Annotated in this window: 18 protein-coding genes; 16 read left to right on the plus strand and 2 right to left on the minus strand. The window is 61.4% G+C overall.

Features of this window, described 5'->3' with window-relative positions:
* Positions 1 to 72 precede the first annotated feature (72 nt).
* From E3O60_RS07445 to E3O60_RS07480, 8 genes are all read left to right on the plus strand, one after another.
* Positions 73 to 360: a hypothetical protein gene (locus tag E3O60_RS07445; protein WP_134497665.1), complete on the plus strand. Its 288-nt coding sequence runs from the start codon at positions 73 to 75 to the stop codon at positions 358 to 360.
* A gap of 18 nt (positions 361 to 378) precedes the next feature.
* Positions 379 to 567 (plus strand): hypothetical protein, encoded by a 189-nt coding sequence (locus tag E3O60_RS19095; RefSeq protein ID WP_134497667.1) that lies wholly within the window; start codon positions 379 to 381, stop codon positions 565 to 567.
* Complete coding sequence (locus tag E3O60_RS07455; protein WP_370448636.1) at positions 521 to 775, plus strand: Ig domain-containing protein; 255 nt, start codon at positions 521 to 523, stop codon at positions 773 to 775. Before E3O60_RS19095 ends, E3O60_RS07455 begins: the two co-directional genes overlap by 47 nt.
* 942 nt (positions 776 to 1717) lie before the next feature.
* Positions 1718 to 3856 carry a glycosyl hydrolase gene (locus E3O60_RS07460; protein ID WP_166788970.1) on the plus strand — a complete coding sequence of 713 codons (2139 nt, stop codon included), beginning with the start codon at positions 1718 to 1720 and terminating at the stop codon, positions 3854 to 3856.
* A gap of 78 nt (positions 3857 to 3934) precedes the next feature.
* A complete protein-coding gene (locus E3O60_RS07465) occupies positions 3935 to 4882 on the plus strand; it encodes a glycosyltransferase (RefSeq protein WP_134497673.1) in 948 nt (315 codons plus the stop codon).
* Positions 4879 to 5631 (plus strand): glycosyltransferase, encoded by a 753-nt coding sequence (locus E3O60_RS07470; RefSeq protein WP_134497675.1) that lies wholly within the window; start codon positions 4879 to 4881, stop codon positions 5629 to 5631. The genes E3O60_RS07465 and E3O60_RS07470 overlap by 4 nt, the downstream gene beginning before the upstream one ends.
* A complete protein-coding gene (locus E3O60_RS07475) occupies positions 5624 to 6949 on the plus strand; it encodes a hypothetical protein (protein ID WP_134497677.1) in 1326 nt (441 codons plus the stop codon). The genes E3O60_RS07470 and E3O60_RS07475 overlap by 8 nt, the downstream gene beginning before the upstream one ends.
* Positions 6897 to 8162: a hypothetical protein gene (locus E3O60_RS07480; RefSeq protein ID WP_166788971.1), complete on the plus strand. Its 1266-nt coding sequence runs from the start codon at positions 6897 to 6899 to the stop codon at positions 8160 to 8162. The genes E3O60_RS07475 and E3O60_RS07480 overlap by 53 nt, the downstream gene beginning before the upstream one ends.
* Before the next feature lie 372 nt (positions 8163 to 8534).
* Here the strand turns inward: E3O60_RS07480 and E3O60_RS07485 are convergent, their stop codons facing one another.
* Positions 8535 to 9461, minus strand: a complete 927-nt coding sequence (locus E3O60_RS07485; RefSeq protein ID WP_134497681.1) for a glycosyltransferase family 2 protein — start codon at positions 9459 to 9461, stop codon at positions 8535 to 8537.
* 276 nt (positions 9462 to 9737) lie between these two features.
* Here E3O60_RS07485 and gmd point away from each other — a divergent pair, with 276 nt between their 5' ends.
* From gmd to E3O60_RS07500, 3 genes are read left to right on the plus strand one after another with little or no spacing between them, the layout of a single operon-like run.
* Entirely contained in the window at positions 9738 to 10769 is a 1032-nt protein-coding gene (gmd, locus tag E3O60_RS07490; RefSeq protein WP_134497683.1) for a GDP-mannose 4,6-dehydratase, read from the plus strand.
* 2 nt (positions 10770 to 10771) lie between these two features.
* Complete coding sequence (locus tag E3O60_RS07495) at positions 10772 to 11767, plus strand: GDP-L-fucose synthase (RefSeq protein ID WP_134497685.1); 996 nt, start codon at positions 10772 to 10774, stop codon at positions 11765 to 11767.
* 40 nt (positions 11768 to 11807) lie between these two features.
* The gene (locus tag E3O60_RS07500; RefSeq protein ID WP_134497687.1) at positions 11808 to 12299 is read left to right on the plus strand and encodes a VanZ family protein; all 492 of its coding nucleotides are present in this window, start codon (positions 11808 to 11810) and stop codon (positions 12297 to 12299) included.
* A gap of 198 nt (positions 12300 to 12497) precedes the next feature.
* Here the strand turns inward: E3O60_RS07500 and E3O60_RS07505 are convergent, their stop codons facing one another.
* Positions 12498 to 14171 carry a DUF4012 domain-containing protein gene (locus tag E3O60_RS07505; protein WP_206750852.1) on the minus strand — a complete coding sequence of 558 codons (1674 nt, stop codon included), beginning with the start codon at positions 14169 to 14171 and terminating at the stop codon, positions 12498 to 12500.
* Positions 14172 to 14559: 388 nt separating this feature from the next.
* Between E3O60_RS07505 and E3O60_RS07510 the strand changes: the two genes are divergently transcribed.
* The 5 genes from E3O60_RS07510 (at position 14560) to rplW (ending at position 18411) form a co-directional block, all read left to right on the plus strand.
* A complete protein-coding gene (locus E3O60_RS07510) occupies positions 14560 to 15996 on the plus strand; it encodes a sugar transferase (protein ID WP_241993225.1) in 1437 nt (478 codons plus the stop codon).
* 481 nt (positions 15997 to 16477) lie between these two features.
* Positions 16478 to 16786 (plus strand): 30S ribosomal protein S10, encoded by a 309-nt coding sequence (gene rpsJ, locus E3O60_RS07515; RefSeq protein ID WP_035834607.1) that lies wholly within the window; start codon positions 16478 to 16480, stop codon positions 16784 to 16786.
* 8 nt (positions 16787 to 16794) lie between these two features.
* The gene (gene rplC, locus E3O60_RS07520) at positions 16795 to 17454 is read left to right on the plus strand and encodes a 50S ribosomal protein L3 (RefSeq protein ID WP_088457178.1); all 660 of its coding nucleotides are present in this window, start codon (positions 16795 to 16797) and stop codon (positions 17452 to 17454) included.
* 4 nt (positions 17455 to 17458) lie between these two features.
* A complete protein-coding gene (rplD, locus tag E3O60_RS07525) occupies positions 17459 to 18109 on the plus strand; it encodes a 50S ribosomal protein L4 (RefSeq protein ID WP_088457177.1) in 651 nt (216 codons plus the stop codon).
* Complete coding sequence (rplW, locus tag E3O60_RS07530; protein ID WP_088457176.1) at positions 18109 to 18411, plus strand: 50S ribosomal protein L23; 303 nt, start codon at positions 18109 to 18111, stop codon at positions 18409 to 18411. Before rplD ends, rplW begins: the two co-directional genes overlap by 1 nt.
* The last annotated feature ends 17 nt before the right edge of the window (positions 18412 to 18428 follow it).

Raw genomic sequence — 18428 nt, forward strand, 5'->3', positions numbered from 1 at the left:
AGTTCTGCGGCCCCGGTGTTCACCGCGGATCTCCCGCCAGCCAAGGCGAGTCTCGGTGCCGCCTATTCGTACGTGTTTGCAGCAAGCGGCCAGCCGGCACCGCTCTTCTCGCTCGCCAGCGGCACGCTGCCGCCCGGCATCGTAATCGATCAGGCCGGACTGCTCTCCGGAGTTCCCACTGAGCCTGGCGTCTTCGCCTTCACCGCGCAGAATGGAGCCGCGCCGGTCGTGGCGAGCGCCCCACGCACCATCGTGGTTCCGGCCGCCCCGACCTTCCTCCTCGACGCGCCACCGCCTGCTACGATCTCCACTCCCTACCTCTACGCGTTCACCGCCGCGGGCACACCTGCGCCGACCTAGACGGTCGCTGTCGGAACGTTGCCCGCTGGCCTCACACTGAGCCCTGGCGGCCTGCTCAAAGGCACGCCCACAGATGCGGGGGACACAGCCTTTACCGTCGTGGCCGACAACGGTATCTTCCCGGCCGCCATGGGTGCCTCGCACACCGTCATTGTGTCGGGTGCCCCGCTATGGACCGCTGAAACACCGCCATCGGCAATCGCCTGAGTGCCATACGTGCTACACGTTTGCGGCATCGGGCAACCCTGCTCCCACCTTCAGCGTGACGGCCGGCGCACTCCCAGGGGGACTTACGCTCGCCTCGACGGGAGTGCTAGCCGGAACCCCCACAGCGGCTGGCGAGTCGACCGTCACTGTTTCTGCGGCAAACGGGACACAGCCGAGCGCAATTTCGTCCATTGAGCCCTACTCGTAAACGCCGGCGTTCCCTCCTCTGTGGTGGTCGCCCCGCAATCGCCAGGCGGTATCAGCTTCACGGCCGTGGTTGGCACACCGATCACCTTCGACGTGGCAGCGGGGGGCGCCACCGGCGGGCTCCAGACCGGCCAGGTCGCGATTTACACGTTGGGCACGGGGTCGGCACTGCCGGGCGTCGTCGTTGGCAACGACGATCACATTCACCCACGTCGGGAACCACACCATCACTGTCTGGATCGGTGAGGTGAGCACCACCGTTGGGGTCACCGTGGCGGCCGGTCCTCCGTCCGAAATCGTCTTAAGGTCCAGTCAGAAAACGGCTGAGCTTGGGGAGCCAGTTTCACTGCTCGTGAAGGGGACTGATGCTGATGCAATGACACCGGGACCTGAGCGGGCAGGCTGACTTCAGTAGCGACCGCCCGGACGACATTATTTCGGGTGCGAAGGCGATATTTTCGGAGCCTTCTCCACGCCTCATCACCGCGGCGCTCGGCAAGTTGACCGCGACCGTCGGAATTAAGTTGACGCAACCCCCGACCCCCGCACGCACGAACACTGTCCCCACGGCAACCCCTTCGCCCTCCCCCTCCCCCGAGAACCACAATGGTCTCGCCGAGGGTGGGCCAACATCGTTCCCTGCATCTCGGCAGCGGTTGTGCTGCTGGGCGCCGCCTTGGCGGCCTTCCTCATCGCTCGCTTGCGCCGCCGTCGACCTCCGGCGACCGGGGTTAGCAATCCGACGCACCGCCCCCAAGCGGGTGCCAGGCAGTGATTGGCGCGCGGTGCCCTAGATGTGCGTGGCCTAGTGTAAGAATGCAGAGTGCTCACATGGGGGAGCGATCAGCTGGTGCTTGCTCTCGCGAGCGCCACCGACACTAGGCACCTTACGGAGCAGTTACCAATGACCAGCCAGCAGCCTCGCAATCGAGGACGCCGAAGAATGACCGCGCTGAAGAAACGGACCTGGTGGATCGTCGGACTAGGCGGAATCCTCGCGGTGGGCTTCGCGGCGGTACTGACCGTTCAGCCTTGGGCGCAGGTTTCGGTGGAGACTAAGACCTTGACGGAGCTGCCCGCCCGTTTCAAGATTCCCGCACCCTCAGCCCCAATGGCGCTCAGCACGTCAGCGGTAGCCTCCGATGAGTTCGAGGAGTGGGACCATACGTCAGAATCCGACCTGGTCCAGTTTCTGGCCAACGATGACGCAAAGGGAGGCGCTTATTCGTTGGTCGTGGTCAGCGCGATTGCGGATCCAGATACGGCTCCCACTCGTCTGTCGCAAGATGTCGCCATCGGCGCCATCCAAACGGTGACGGTTGGTTTTTGGGCGAAGGCAACGAATGCGGCCGAGAATGCAGTGGTGTTGGCTCTCAGCCCGGACCGCGTCTCCACGGTGTTACCCGTTCCCGCTGGAACATACGACTGGACCTACGTTTCCCAGGAGTACACGACAGTAGCCGGTCAGCCCGACCTCGATCTGGGGTTCTCGGTAGACGGTGCCACTGAGGGCACCTGGATAGATGGGCTGACGCTCACGGCGCAGGACGGCAGCAACATCCCGATATCGAATTCGGAATTTGAGTTGAACTCCGCAGAGCTCACCGTCGTTAGCCCATCCCTCCTTCTCACTGTCGGAGATGCCCACCTCGAGGTTGCCACGAGGCGCAATGCTGAAGGCTGGGTACAGTGGGCTGCACGGGAAGGGGATGGCCCAGTCGTGGCGAAGGGGAGTTCACTTCTCTCAGATTTCTCAGCGGACGCTGACCTGTCGGAGCTGCCGACCGGCTTGTATACGGTCGATTTTCAAGCGACGCTCGCTGACAAGGTCATCCCGCGGACCACGACCGTGGCGGTCGTGGAGAAACCCGCAGAGACGACCGCCGCCGAAGACGCGACCTCTCCGTTTGGCGCCTTCATCCACTACCTCGGCGGGCAATCACGAATCGACAACATGGTGGACACCCTCGCCAGCGCCGGTATCCGGCACGTTCGGGTGGAGATCCCGTGGGACCTCGTTGAGAGCGTTCCTGGACAGTACGTCTATCCGAAGCACGTGGAGGACACCCTCGCAGCTTTTAAGGACGCCGGGATCGATCCCCTCTTGGTGCCCGCGTATTACAACCCGAATTATGACAAGACTCTGACTCCCAATACGCCCGAGGGGCTGGACGCCTACGCCAAGTTCAGTCGCGATGTCGTCTCGCATTATGCGGCGGTGGGCACAGACATTGAGGTCTATAACGAGTTCGACCACACCTTCAACAACGGTCGGTGTGGGCGAACGCCGGAATGTTACATGGAGATGCTGGTACCGACCGTTAACGCGGTGAAAGCGGCGAATCCCGATGCAGTAATCGCCAGTCCGGGCAACGCAGGCATGGGCATCAAAATTGACTGGTTGCAGGAGTTCTTCGAAATCGGCGGCCTGGAGTACACCGACGTCGTCAGTGCTCACCCGTACACCCAGCCGGACGCGCCGGAAAAGCTGATTCCGCAATTCGAGCAGTTGAACCAAATGATTAAAGACTCGAACGGTGGCGTTGCTAAGCCGGTCTGGCTCACGGAAATGGGCTGGGCGTCGGTTCCCAATTGGGTCACCAAGGATCAGCAAGCCCAATACATGGTGCGCACCATGGCCCTTGCGCTCGGCAACGGAGTCAGCCGCGTCTACTGGTTCGAAGCTGCCAGCCTCGACCTCAGCCCGGGGACGATCGAGACCAATTTCGGTTTGTTCGACGCGCCCAGCACGTTCCTCCCCAATTCCAACGCTCCAAAACCCGCCGCCGTGGCGCAGGCCGTGTTGGCCAACAAACTCGGCAGTCAAGAATTCAACGCCAAGGACGCGGTCGCCGACGGCTCGTACTCTTACGTTTTCGGGACCGAGAAGGAAGCCACCCGAGTCATGTGGACAACCGATGTCGAAGCAAGCGTGCAAATCTCCGCTGAAAAGTCTGTAACTGTAACTGACGTGCTCGGGCACGTCCAGACGATGAAGCCCACTGCTGGAATCGTGTCTCTTCAACTCACCGGCAGCCCGGTCTACGTGACCGGCGCAGTGACCTCGGTCGTGACTGAATGACTCGGGCGCGAATCGAAATGGCGCACTCCCATCGGAAAAATGGCGACCATTCAACCTGGACTCGAATGAGGGTTTCAAATGAGTAGTGCAAATGTCGTCACCGTCCTCTACAACAACGTCTCGACCTTGGCAGGATTCCTGAGCGGGCTGGAAGCCCAACACGACTTCGTTGCCCAGGTGGTCCTTGTCGACAATGCAAGCACCGACGACACGTTAGAGCAGACGCGCGCCCTAGCGGCGGCCTCCTCACTCGACATAACCGTCGTCGCCAACGCCAACACGGGGTTCGCGGGCGGATACGCCAGGGGTGGAACCGAGATCCGCAATCTCACCCTGCCCACACTTTGCCTGAACCCCGATGTTGAGCTCGAGCCTGGCGCCCTCGAGCGCATGCTCAGCGTCCTCGGGGGAGCGGACCGAATCGGCATAGTCACGGCACCGCTCGTCATTGAAACCGGCGAGCCTGACACGGCCAGTCGCCGCGTGCTTCCGACCCTCGGCAAGGCTGCCGTTTACGCCGTTCTCGGCCGGCTGACTCCCCCCGCACTCCGATACAACAGGAGGCAGGCTCCCAGCCAGGAGGCGTCGCCGGTGCTCTATCCAGTTGGCGATCGGGTGACGGCGGTCGAGGCCACGACCGGAGCGCTGATGCTGGTAAACCCTGGTTTCCGCACCGCTGACAAGGGAATCTTCGACCAGGACTACTGGATGTACGGCGAAGATCTGCAGTTGTGTGCAGATGCCCGGTCCGAGGGCTGGCAGGTCTTGATGGCGGAAGGGGCACCGTCCGTGCACACGAAGGGCGTGTCCAGCGGACGTCCCAGGGGTAAGAAATCCAATATCGAATTTCACCGGGCCATGTACACCTATTACGTCAAGAACCTAAACAAGTCACGGGTCGGCAAGGTCGGTGTGGGTGCTGCAATTCTCACCCGGCTTGGATCGGAATTGGCGATCTCCGCTGTCATGCGTGCAAGACAAGCCCGCGCTGCGGCGAAGCCGTCAGCGGCGGAGGTATCCCGATGAGTGAGAAGCCACCGTTCTTCAGCGTCATCACCGCAACGTACAACTCCATGAAAGACCTGCCAGTTTTGGTTGAGTCGTTGCGGGAGCAGTCGTGCCAGGACTTCGAGTGGATCGTGCAGGACGGCCTCTCCAAGGATGACACTGCGACGTTCTTGAACTCGTGCGATGTCCCGTCGTTGAGCTTCGCATCTGCACAGGACTCGGGCATCTATGACGCTTTTAACACTGCTCTCGACCGTGCCCGTGGCCGGTACGTCATCTTCATAGGCTCTGACGATCGGTTCGCCGACGAGACCGTTCTGGAACGTCTTCAGGCAGCAATCGAGTCCGCATCTTCCGAGCCGGCTTTGGTCCTCGGAAACGTCCGTACTGGTAATGAAGACGAGTTCGCCTCCAGAATTGGGCGGATCACGCTTGTGATCAACAGCGTGCACCACCAGGGGGCTCTCTACGCGCGTTCGATTTTTGACAGCTTTCGCTATGACCTTTCGGTTCCCGTGATCGCCGACTACGAACTGAACGTGTTGCTTCAGCAAAAGGCTATTGCAGTTCTTAATACCTCGATTCTGATCTCGCAGTGTGGAGCTGACGGAATCAGCAGGACGTCCAACGAGTACGAACTGTACCGAGGGATGCACTCCCTTCGGAGCAAGCACGTCTTCGCCGGTCTCTCCTACGTTCTCTATCTCGCGGGCATCGCAAACGTGACTCGGCGCCGGATCCTTCGGGGGCGTGGCGTCGATGCTTGAAGACATCTTCCTTAGCCCGTATTACTGGGCCAGCTTCGCACTCCTGATGGCGGGCGGGACGCTCCTGATGAGGGCGCGTCTCTTGGACTTCAAATTCATCGCGCTGGGGTTTATCTCCCAGTACGTTGTGCATGCGGTCATGGCCTTCGGGATCCTCTCGGACATCGCAATCTTCTGCGTCTTCTTCTGGTTGCTCTTCGTCGGCACGCTCACGCCGCGGGTGCAGAAACAGGCGCGCACCTTCGCGCTGTTTGTTCGGGGACGATCTGAGGGAGTTGCGCGGGTCTCCGACGCGCTCCTTGAAAAGGATCAGATCTGGCGATCGCAGCTGGCCGGAGTCGAGAAATGGTGGGTGCTTTCCGCCAAATGGTTTCTTCTCGTTTACTGGGCTTGTCGTCTGATTTTCTACCCGTACATTGCGGGGGAGCTGGATCTGACTGTTCGGCTTGAAGCCGGGCAAGACAACCGGGTGCTTTTCTTCCTCGGACTTGCGGTGTTCCCCGCCATTGCGGCATGTGTCTCGGTTTGGATTCGCAAGGGATACCGGTTCCGAGTCCTCGACTACGCCGTTCTTGTACTTGTGGTCGTGGGGTACCTGGGCACGGGATCGAAGGTCGCAATCCTGCCCGTCATTCTCATCTTCTTCGGTGCGATTTCCTTCTTCAAGAAGCCACTGCGCGAAATGCGGCTGTGGCTGGTGTTGGCCGGTGTAGGCGGTATCGTCATCGGGGTTCGCTACATCTTCTTCTTTCCGTCCACCGGCCTCATGGAACTGGCGCAGCAGGCGCTGTACCGCTTTGTCGCGAATACGGACAGTCTTGAGTATCTCGTGGCTATCGGTAAGGCACCTGGGGAGTATCCGTTCGCCGGCGTCGGTGCACTCGCGCCTATGTTCCTGAAGCCTTTTGGGCTCGCCTACGACTACTCTCCGGGCGTGTGGCTTCATGGCACCCGCTTCGACCAATGGGCAGGGTTCGGACCAAACCCTGGTCTTGTGATCGACTACTTCGGAAACCTCGGTTGGTGGGGCTTAGTCATTCCCGTCTTCGCGGGCCTCTACATGCTCGGCTGGACGCGGGTGGGCGGGGCAATCGGCTGCAGTTTCATCGCGATCACTTACCAGCTCTTCGTCGATGTCACCTTGTTTGACGTCCCGTTCGTCTTTTGGGCCGCTGTACTGGCTGCTCTCATCCTTGGCGCTGCCGTCCTTCGTCGGCCGACGGCGAGCCTGGCAATTCAGACTCTCGATGCGAGGATGAGTCGCTATGTGCCTCGTCGACGAACAACGCCGCGCGGCAAGGAACGCACCGATGATTAGGCGTGCACGCCATCTCATGCCGGCCATCTCGACCGCCGCATCCAAGGTCTCGCAGCTCCTTCTGATTTCCGCGATCAGCTACGTCTACCTCGGTGAGAGCGCGAACGTGATGCTCGTCGCCTACCTGCTGATTAGCTCTTTTGTGCAGCTGTCAGATTCGGGTGCGATCGCATATCTCCTGGTAAATGGCAGCCTGGCCTCCAACGCCCGCGCCGTGTTTCGAGTCCTGCTCATCCAAACCTTTACCGTTGGAGCCGGCCTGGTTGCTGGCGTAGCGTGCGCGATCGTTTTCGTTGGAGTGCACGAACCTCAATTGTTGGCCGTTCTCGTCGCCCTGTCCGCAGTTCAGCTTGCCGATGGCCTCTCGCGAATCGTCCGCAGTGTGTTCCTAATCCGTGGCGAGCCCATGTCATTTGCAGTTCCCGAGTTCGTAGTTGCGGGCGTTCGAACGGCAGTCATGTTGGCCGCGATCTTCACCGGTGACGCCATCTGGCTCTGGTTAGCATGGATCCCGTCACTGTTGGCGCTCGGATACAGCTGGTGGGCAGTCGCCCGGCACTTCGACAGAGCCTCTGCCGCGGTCGCGGTCCCTTTCCGGAGCGTGCTGCTCTACGGAGTGTCCGGCTCCATCAGTTCCCTCTACTCGCAGAGCCCGGTCATGATCGCGAGCATCGTGCTGGCGCCGGCCGTTGCGGCACCACTTGCGGTCGCATATCGGATCGCTCAGGCCGCCGAATTCGTACCCAGCACCTTTGCCCAGCAGCTCTTGCCTCGGATAGCCACCAGCCTCGGCAGGAGCCGGCGACGCGTCGGGATGTTCGCCGCCTTAGGAGCTCTTGTCGGACTGGCTATTTGGCTTCTGAGAGACGTCTTGGCCATTCTCATCGTCTTTCCGGCGGGAACCGAGGTCGTGCTCCTCATTCTGATTCTGAGCCTCCCCTTCAAGTTCGCCAATCATTTCTTGATCTCCCTGACAATGGCAGTGAACATCCTCAAGGAACGAACAATTGCCACCACAGCGCTGGCGATCACTGCAGTCGTGCTGAGCTTTGCGGTCTGCATGACGGCGGGCACGTCGGTTTCCGTCGCTGTCCTGGCGTCGGTCGTTGAAATCGCACTAACGGTGTGCCTCGCGTCCTTGGTCGGCCTCAAGTCGACTGCGTTCCGCCGGGCGTCCCTGAGCACACCGCCGGCGCGGGACCTCGTTTCTTAGTGTTTCACGGAGTTCGCCCGGCCCTGTCGGTGAGAGCTGCGGCTCAAGTGAGACCCACGTTCAATACCCGGAAACTCAGCACCCGATTCGCATATCGCGACTTAGTGCTGTTGGGCTGGCGCCCTGTCGACGGCAGCCTGCGTCGCTGACCCAGCGTTGCCCGCTTTGGCTTCCTGGTTGAGTTCTCATTTCCTAGAGAAGCCATATTTGAAACCTCAGTCTTTGTTCCGTACGGAACCCGAAGTCGATGAAGTACGGTCAATGGTCACTTAGACCAATCGAGCCAGGCTCCACTCACAGGGTGGCCAACGACAGGCGCTCGCCTTGCGCGGCGCCTTCTCGGCTTGGGCTGCACGGCCTCAGAGAGACTTTTCAGAGCACGCGGCCACTTCGGTGATAGCTGGTGAACTGTCCCAGAGTCATTCGTGAGGAGAGTCGGGTGGGTTGGCTGCTCTGAAGGAGGCCTCGTGCGACGCCTTGGAAGTGCTCCTTGCCGGTTCCGAGGGTGATCTTACGGATGCCGTTCGCCAGGATCATGGCGAGTTGTGCAATTCCAATCGTTGCGCCGAACGCTCGTGAAAAGTCGCGTTTAATCACCCAGAGTCGATTCCTCGAAAGCAAACTTGCCTTAAATCGCTGGCCGGACAATGATCCGACACTGTGCCCACCCTCATGTTCCAGTTCCAATGGCAGGAGGTTGGTTCTGATCCCGCTTGCGTACATGCGTACCGCGAGCCCTGCATCTTCGCCCCATGCAAACAGATCAGCGTCAAAGCCGCCGAACTTCACGAAGGTACTTCGATGGAATACCGCTGCTCCACCGCTGGGGCCCAGACATGGACGACCGGAAGCAACAGGTCGATCGGAAAAGTAGCCGAGGCGGTCCATGCTGATCCCGCAGGTGTGCGAGCCGTCTGTGAGCAACGACACGGCAATGGGGGAGTTGTCGCCGGCGGCATCGGAAGCTTCGACATAGCCAATGAGTTCCCGAAGCTTGGCTGGCGTGAGATAAACATCGGGATTGAGCAGAAAGACCCACGGCGTATCCGCGCCGCCGACAGCTGAATTGGCCGAGCTCGCAAATCCCGGATTTCCTGGGTGACGTTCGAGCGAAAACGACACGGATCCCCAGTCCATGGACCGGATGAGGTTTTCTACGTCATCGCTAGGAGAATTGTCGATGAACCTGCAGGCAATCTCAGTGCCGTTTAGCGACTGAATCCAGGTGGGGATGGTCCTGGCCAGTGTTTCGGCGCCGCCGAAGAGAACAGTGGAGATTGTGAGAGTGCCGGTGGTCATGAGTTCCTCTAGTTTCGCTGGAGGAGATTCCCGCCGACCTGTCCTAAGCGACCTAGGTTCGGTTCCGGCCTGGTGCGTCGTGGAAAGCCCCCGTGTACTACTTCGCTAAGCATATTCGCGAAAATAACTCGGGCCTGCCTAACGATTGTCCTGACCATGTGCTTCTTCCGAGGTGCCGGGGGTGGGCGGCTCGCTATGCTGGTTTCAGACACAGCTTAGGAACGCGCTCGGGCATATCCCGGGCGTGTTTTATTGTTCTGATTTAGGGGAGATTTCGTGGCGAAACGTGCGTTCATTACCGGTATTACCGGCCAGGATGGTTCCTATCTCGCGGAGCTTCTGCTCGCGAAGGGCTACGAGGTACACGGTCTGATCCGTCGCGCATCGACGTTCAACACTTCCCGGATCGATCACCTGTACGTGGACCCGCACGACCCGTCGGCGAAGCTGTTCCTGCACTACGGTGACCTCTCTGATGGTTCCCGCCTGGTGACGCTCTTGGCTGAGATTCAGCCTGACGAGGTCTACAACCTCGCGGCGCAGTCGCACGTGCGCGTATCCTTCGACGAGCCCGAGCACACCGGTGACACCACCGGGATGGGAACCATTCGGCTGCTGGAGGCCGTGCGGATGGCGGGCATTCACCCGCGGTTCTACCAGGCGTCTAGCTCAGAGATGTTCGGCGCGACCCCGCCGCCGCAGAACGAGGACACCCCGTTCTACCCGCGCTCCCCGTATGGTGCCGCGAAGGTCTATTCCTACTGGGTGACCAAGAACTACCGTGAGGCGTACGACATGTTCGCCGTGAACGGGATCCTGTTCAACCACGAGTCCCCGCGCCGCGGCGAAACGTTCGTGACCCGCAAGATCACCCGCGCCGTCGCCGCGATCAAGGCCGGCACCCAGGACCACGTGTACTTGGGCAACCTGGACTCGATCCGCGACTGGGGCTACGCCGCCGAATACGTCGAAGGCATGTGGCGGATGCTGCAGGTCGACGAACCCGACGACTTCGTTCTCGCCACCGGTGGCAATTTCACCGTGCGCGACTTCGTGGAGACCTCCTTCAGTCACGCTGGTCTGAACTGGGAAGACCACGTCAAGTTCGACGAGCGCTACCTGCGCCCGACCGAGGTCGACGCTCTCGTCGGCGACGCGTCCAAGGCACAGGACAAGCTCGGCTGGAAGGCCGAAGTCGACACCGCCGAGCTGGCCCGCATCATGGTCGACGCTGACATCGCCGCACTGGCGTGCTCCGGTCGGCCGTGGATCGACGAGGTCAAGCTCACCAGCTGGGGAACCAAGTAATCATGACCGACGCAGCGACGGACACCCGCGACCAAGTCGACTTCACCCCGGCAGCCCTCGACCGGGACGCCCGGTTCTACGTCGCCGGGCACCGCGGCCTGGTCGGCTCCGCGATCTGGCGACGCCTGGAAGCGGAAGGCTTCACCGACCTCGTCGGCCGTAGCTCCGCAGAGCTGGACCTGAAGGACCGCGACGCGGTGTTCGCGTTCTTCGCCGAGACCACGCCGCGTTACGTCGTGCTGGCCGCGGCGAAGGTCGGCGGGATCCTGGCCAACAACACCTACCCGGTGGATTTCCTCAGCGACAACCTCCGCATCCAGGTCAACGTGCTCGACGCCGCCCTTAAATACGGTGTCGAACGCCTGCTGTTCCTGGGCTCGTCGTGCATCTACCCGCGCCTGGCCCCGCAGCCGATCCGGGAAGACACGCTGCTCACCGGACACCTCGAGCCCACCAACGACGCATACGCGATCGCGAAGATCGCCGGAATCCTTCAGATCCAAGCGATCCGACGCCAGTACGGCCTGCCGTGGATCTCGGCGATGCCCACCAACCTCTACGGACCCGGCGACAACTTCTCGCCCCAGGGCTCGCACGTGTTGCCGGCGCTGATCCGCCGGTACGACGAGGCCGCGCAGTCCGGCGCGGCGAGTGTCACCAACTGGGGGACCGGCACACCGCGGCGGGAGTTCCTGCACGTGGACGACATGGCCGAGGCCTGCCTGCACCTGCTGGAGCACTACGACGGCCCCGAACAGGTCAACGTCGGCACCGGCAGCGACGTCACCATCCGCGAGATCGCCGAGACCATCGCGCATGTCGTCGGCTTCACCGGCACTACCGAGTGGGACACCGACAAGCCCGACGGCACCCCGCAGAAACTGCTCGACGTGAGCAAACTCGCCCAGGCGGGCTGGACCGCAAAGATCGGCCTCGAAGACGGACTCCGCTCAACGGTCGACTGGTACCGAAGCCACGTGGACTCGCTACGCCAATAGTCCAGCCGCTGGACACCGGACGACATCTAGGAGAACTGCATTGACGAACGCGGCACCACCGAAGAGCAAAGCCCGAACTTCCATTGGCGGCGTTCTTCTGGCTGCCTATGTCGTAGTGATCCTCTTCGCCACGATGTGGCCCACGCCGCTGGATCAGGGCTATGGCGCCGCCATTGAAAAGGTGCTGGATGTGGTGCACAGAAATGGCGTCCCGGAGTGGTTTGGCTACAACAAGCTGGAGTTCTCAGCGAATGTTGTGATGTTCGTTCCACTTGGTTTCCTGGCAGCGTTGTTACTGCCTGCACGGGTCTGGTGGTTAGCGCTGCTGATTTGCCCGGCTCTGTCCATCGGGATCGAGCTAACTCAGGCGACCTTTTTGGCGGCACGATTCGCCGCTGCTACCGACGTAATCTCGAATTCGATCGGTGCCGTGCTCGGCATCTTGATTGCAGTGGTGCTGCGCTCAGTGGTCTACGAGCGTGACCAGAAGGTGATTGCGCGCGCGCTCTGGCAGCACGGTGTGAGGGTTTAGTCACCACCGATCGGTTGCCCCAAACGTGAGACTGATGCCGGTCCGCATCGGCACATTTTCTGTGGCCACGCGTTGGATCATCCATGGCTCTCTTGGAGGGGCGATCTCGTATGGTCGTGCCAGGAGAAATCCGTCTTCGTGGTGACTTCGACGTCTCCACTAGATATAGCCCAACTGCCACCTGGCCGGTCAGTGCGACTACCCGCAGGCAGGCTCCACAGTCTGGGCCGTCGCGTTGATCATCGGCGTTCCGCGAACCTCCAGGGGGCCAAATGAACCTTCTGCGCCTGAGAAGGTAGCCGTAACGGTGCTGGACTCTCCAGGCACCAAGTAGGCCGTGAACGAGGCCACCGGTCGCCCTAGGTCATTTCCGGGCGCATTTACCGTCGTCGCCTCACCGGCAATTTCAACGTGGGCGTCAGTGAGCGTCGCGCCGACGGGCCCGTACACGAACACCTTGGTACTTGTCATACCCGGCCCGTAATTGCCACTGGCAACGTATTCGGGCAGTGCCTTGGCCTCCTCGGCGGTGATATCCGAGTGCACCGTGACCGTGCTCGTGAATGTCGGCGTGGTGCCGGCGGTGCAGATGTCACTGGTGGTGTTCGTTGCGGTTCGGAGGTAGTAGTCCATCTTTGACGCGGACGTGTCCTGGTAGTAGATGCCCATCACGGTCCTCTCGGCGTTATCTGCGGGAAGCGCACCCTGGATGCGTGTGCCGTCCAAGGCGGCTTGTTCGGTCGGGTTGGCGCTCCATGCCATGATGCTTCCTTGATCGACGCTCTGGGTGACCGCGGCCAGCATTGCTTTCATGTCGAATTCGCCACTCATCACCTTGGTGAGAATTGCTGCTGCAGCCTCCTGGAAGAACGCATCAACTTTCTCGGGTTCTGCATACGAGTCGAAGCGGAAATAGATGTCATGCACGAGGAGGTTGACTGCGTTATCGCTCGACAGAACATCGCCGCTTGGCAAAGCGATGGGTCCAGTTGCCGTGAGGACTTTCGCCAGGGCGAGCGGGTCAACTGAAATGACTCCATCGGCAGTCAGGCCCTTATCCCGAATCCAATACGCGCGCATCAACTCAGCGGCGGTGGGAAAATCTGGCCGGCTGGTGGAGGTATTCGGGAACGAGACCAGGTAATCGGTGAACAGATCAATCGCACTCTGATCAACTGCAACGTCGAGCTTTGTTCCCTCAACCAGGTCCTGGCTGCCGGCGCCCTGTGCGGCAACGGAGATGGCGCCGTTGTCCACGTTGATGAGCGTATAAGACGCAGCACTGCCACCGAGTGCGGTGCTCTCAGCGTTGTTTTGGAAGGCCAGCAGATATGTTCGCGGTCCGTCAGCCCCGAGAGCTGGCCCAACAAGCTGCAGCAGCGGGGCGGCAGTTGTAACTGCATCGTTCGCGTTGGTGAGCAAGTTGTCGAGTTTCGATACCGCCGCGGAGACCGGTCCGACTGTGGCCGACGCATCGACAATCTCCAGTTTCGCCAGGCTCTCCGTGAAGACGGTCTGAGCCGTAGCTGCGATCGCGACAACGTCCTCCAAGGGAGTGATGTCGAATCCGCCGGTAACGGGGTCGCGCTCGCTCAGATCGAAGGACGACGCAATCTTGACTGCAGGAGCGGCAACGTCACTCACAATGGCGTCGATGCTCTCGGAGACTGCGCGGACGGCTCGAAGGTTCTCGCCAGCCAGAGGAATGAACTCGGCGGCACGCCACGTGAGGTCCCGGGTGCCAGCGGCCGCACTTGCTGACTTGGCCTCGAGCTCTGCGCCGGTTGAGGTGAGAGTCGAGAAGTCGCCACTAGTGATTTCGGTCTGCAATTGATCGACCAGGGCTTGTGACGCCTCCAGATCGGTCTTCACGACGAGCACGCGTGTGGCCAACCAAGTGACGGATCCCAGGAGCAAGATACCCGCTATTACCAAACCGACTCTGACGCGGCGTCTAGTGGTGGACTTCCGTCGTTCATGACGCGCGACTGTGCGGGAGGTGCGTGCCGGAGCGCGCCGAGAGACTCGTGGATTCACAGGTCCACCTTAGGGGAGCAGAGTCGAGTGGTCCGGGAACGGACGGGTCTTCTGACCTCAATGGCCCCACAACGGGGTACGCACAAGTGGCCTGAGAAAGGGCTGGGAGTGCTCAAACTGTGGAACGATGAAAACAGGCGCGTCCGAAATTACCGTTTGTTTAGGTCAGGCGCGCATTCTGATGGGGGAACCAATGGCAATCGGCGATACACGTACGGCTGGGGTGCTGAGACGTCGTTCCTGGCAACGGGCCTTTGCGGTGCGGCTGTTCAGCACCGACATCGCGGTGGTTCTGGCGGCGGTGTTTGGGTCTCAGTTCATCTGGTTCGGACTCGAAACCGTGCAGGTGTCGGCTCCGCAGCCGTTTAGCCTCGGCGCCAGCTACACGGCCGTCTCCCTCGTTCTCGTCGTTGCCTGGATGATAATGCTCGACGTGTTTGCCACTCGGGACCACAAGGTGATCGGCAGCGGCACGCTCGAATACAAGCGGGTCGCCGATGCGACTATCCGCCTCTTCGGCCTCTTCGCGATTATCGCCTACCTCTTGAAGATCGAAGTTGCACGGGGCTACTTCCTCTTGGCGCTGCCTCTGGGCCTGGCGCTGTTGATCGGCACGCGGTGGCGTTGGCGCCAGTGGCTGCGTAGGCGCCAGGCCAGAGGTTTCTATCTATCCCGGGCGTTGCTTATGGGCGAGCGGCGGAAGTCCGCCCATGTGGCGACCACCATCGCCCGCACGCCCGGCTCAGGGCTGCTGCTCGTGGGCGCTCTCACGCGGGAAGGTAGCCTCAGCGAGGGACCGATCAACGGGGTTCCGATCTCGGGGGACTACGCGGATCTACTCACCGCCGTGGACGAGACCCACGCCGACACCGTGATCCTCACCGGTGCCGACGACATCGCCCCCGAGGACATGCGCCGGGTGGGCTGGGAGCTCGAGGCCCGCGGCGTGGAGCTGATCGTGGCGCCGGCGCTCACCGACATTGCCGGACCGCGCATCCATTCACGGCCCGTGGCCGGTATGCCACTTATCCATGTGAGCTACCCGCAGTTCGAGGGCGCGAAACGGGTGACCAAGCGCACCTTCGACATCGTCGGTGCGGCGTTGCTCATTCTGCTCAGCTCGCCTGGCCTCATCTGGGTGGCCATCGCGGTCAAGCGGTCCAGCCCCGGCAACATCGTCTACCGGCAGGAACGCATCGGCCGGCACGGCGCCACGTTCGGCATGTACAAGTTCCGTTCCATGGTGCAGGATGCCGACGACCAGCTGGAGAGCCTGCTCGACGCACAGGGCACCTCGGACACTCCGCTCTTCAAGGTCACCAACGACCCACGCATCACCCCGATCGGCCAGATCCTGCGCAAATACTCCATCGATGAGCTGCCGCAGCTGTTCAACGTGCTCTTCGGTGAGATGAGCCTGGTGGGTCCGCGGCCGCAGCGCGCCGCCGAAGTGGCCCTCTACGACGATGCCGCGCACCGCCGGCTGATCATGAAGCCGGGCATGAGTGGGCTCTGGCAGGTCAGCGGCCGGTCGAACCTCAGCTGGGAAGACAGTATTCGCCTGGACCTGTACTACGTGGAGAACTGGTCGCTCACGGCCGACATCCTGATTCTGTGGCGCACGGTGCGTGCCGTGGTCACTCCCGAGGGTGCCGTTTAGCCGCCTGCTGGAGGGGTCTCGACAGGCTCGACCAGCGGATGAATTCCGGGGTCTCGAGCAGCTCGAGCAGCGGAGGGGCGTAGCTGAACTCCCGCGGAACGACGCGGATCGCGCGACACGCCCAACGCGACACGCCCGGGTTGCACAATGACCTATTCCTGTGGCAGACTCTTCTAGTTCAACACTTTCGGATCGCGCTGCACGCGAGACCGGAATCACTACCAGGCAGTGCATAGCTCGCCCCTTGAGGGTCGGAGTTAGGCCGCGGGTAGCAGAACGAAGCTTAAATCAACTCCTTGGATGCCCGGGTAAAACCATGTCATCCGCCAGGCCCCGGCCTGGGGGAGTTGGCTCGAGAAGGTCGGATTCCCGGCCGGATCGAAATTGACAGATGAACAGTGGTGCGATAGCAGCAGTGCTACTACGGCGTCCAATGCAGCCCTCGGGATGTAAGAAGCCTTGACAAGAAAGAGAGTTCGACATGGCGGGACAGAAAATCCGCATTCGACTTAAGTCGTATGACCACGAGGTCATCGACATCTCGGCGCGCAAGATCGTCGACACCGTCACCCGTGCGGGTGCAACCGTTGTCGGCCCCGTGCCGCTTCCGACCGAGAAGAACGTGGTGTGTGTCATCCGTTCCCCTCACAAGTACAAGGACAGCCGGGAGCACTTTGAAATGCGCACCCACAAGCGTCTGATCGACATCATTGACCCGACGCCGAAGGCCGTCGACTCGCTCATGCGTCTCGACCTCCCGGCAGACGTCAACATCGAGATCAAGCTCTAGGGCCCGCGATGTCGTACGCAGATACCAAGACCACCAAGGGCCTCCTCGGCAAGAAGCTCGGCATGACTCAGGTGTGGGACGAGAACAACAAGCTTGTTCCCGTTACCGTCATCGAGATCTCGCCGAACGTCGTCACCCAGATCCGCACGAAGGACATCGACGGCTACGCCGGCGTCCAGATTGCCTCTGGCGCCATCGACCCCCGCAAGGTGAACAAGCCGTCCGCAGGACACTTCGAGAAGGCCGGCGTCACGCCGCGCCGTCACGTTACCGAGCTCCGCACCGCGGATGCCGCTGACTACACCCTGGGCCAGGAGCTCACCGTTGACGGTGTGTTCGTCGCCGGCACCAAGGTTGACGTCATGGGCACTTCCAAGGGCAAGGGCTTCGCCGGTGTTATGAAGCGTCACAACTTCAAGGGTGTTTCCGCTTCGCACGGTTCGCACCGCAACCACCGCAAGCCCGGTTCCATCGGTGCCTCCTCGACCCCCAGCCGTGTCTTCAAGGGCATGCGCATGGCCGGTCGCATGGGTGGCGAGCGCGTGACCGTGCTGAACCTCAAGGTTCACGCGATCGACGCCGACAAGGGCCTCATTCTGGTCAAGGGTGCCGTTCCCGGCGCCAAGGGCCGCCTCGTATTCGTCCGCACCGCAGTGAAGGGAGCGTAGTCCTATGGCTACCGCACTCGACCTCATCGATGCCAACGGCAAGAAGGCCGGCTCCGTTGAGCTGCCCGCCGAAATCTTCGACGTCCAGACCAACATCCCGCTGATTCACCAGGTTGTTGTCGCGCAGCTCGCTGCCGCACGCCAGGGAACGCACAAGGTAAAGAGCCGCGGAGAAGTTTCCGGTGCCGGCCGCAAGCCGTTCAAGCAGAAGGGAACCGGTCGCGCTCGTCAGGGCTCGATCCGCGCCCCTCAGATGACCGGTGGTGGCATCGTCCACGGACCGACCCCGCGCAGCTACGACCAGCGCACCCCGAAGAAGATGATTGCCGCCGCGCTCAAGGGTTCACTCTCTGACCGCGCCCGTGGTGACCGTCTGCACGTGGTGACCGCGCTGTTCTCGTCCGAGACGCCCAGCACCAAGGGTGCCATCACGCTGCTCACCCAGATCGCCAGCAGCAAGCACGTGCTGGTCGTTCTCGAGCGCACCGACGAGATGACTCTCCGCAGCATCCGCAACCTCCCGACGGTGCACGTGCTGTCGTGGGACCAGCTGAATGCCTACGACGTTCTCGTCTCTGACGACATCGTCTTCACCAAGGGCGCGTTTGACGCGTTCGTGGCGCACAAGACCAAGAAGGAAGAGGTGTCCGCATAATGGCTACCCCGATTCAAAAGGACCCCCGCGACGTCATCATCGCTCCGGTCGTCTCTGAAAAGAGCTACGGCCTGATCGACGAGGGCAAGTACACCTTCATCGTGGACCCGCGTTCGAACAAGACCGAAATCAAGCTGGCGATCGAGAAGATCTTCAAGGTTGAGGTTGCGTCGATCAACACCATGAACCGCATCGGCAAGACTCGCCGTACCAAGTTCGGCATGGGTAAGCGCAAGGACACCAAGCGTGCCATCGTCACGCTCAAGTCCGGTTCCATCGACATCTTCACGGCCGTCGGCTAAGCGGCCAGGACTAGAGG

Origin of the sequence: Cryobacterium sp. TMB1-7 (assembly GCF_004402435.1) — a bacterium.
Classification (GTDB): Bacteria; Actinomycetota; Actinomycetes; order Actinomycetales; family Microbacteriaceae; genus Cryobacterium; species Cryobacterium zongtaii.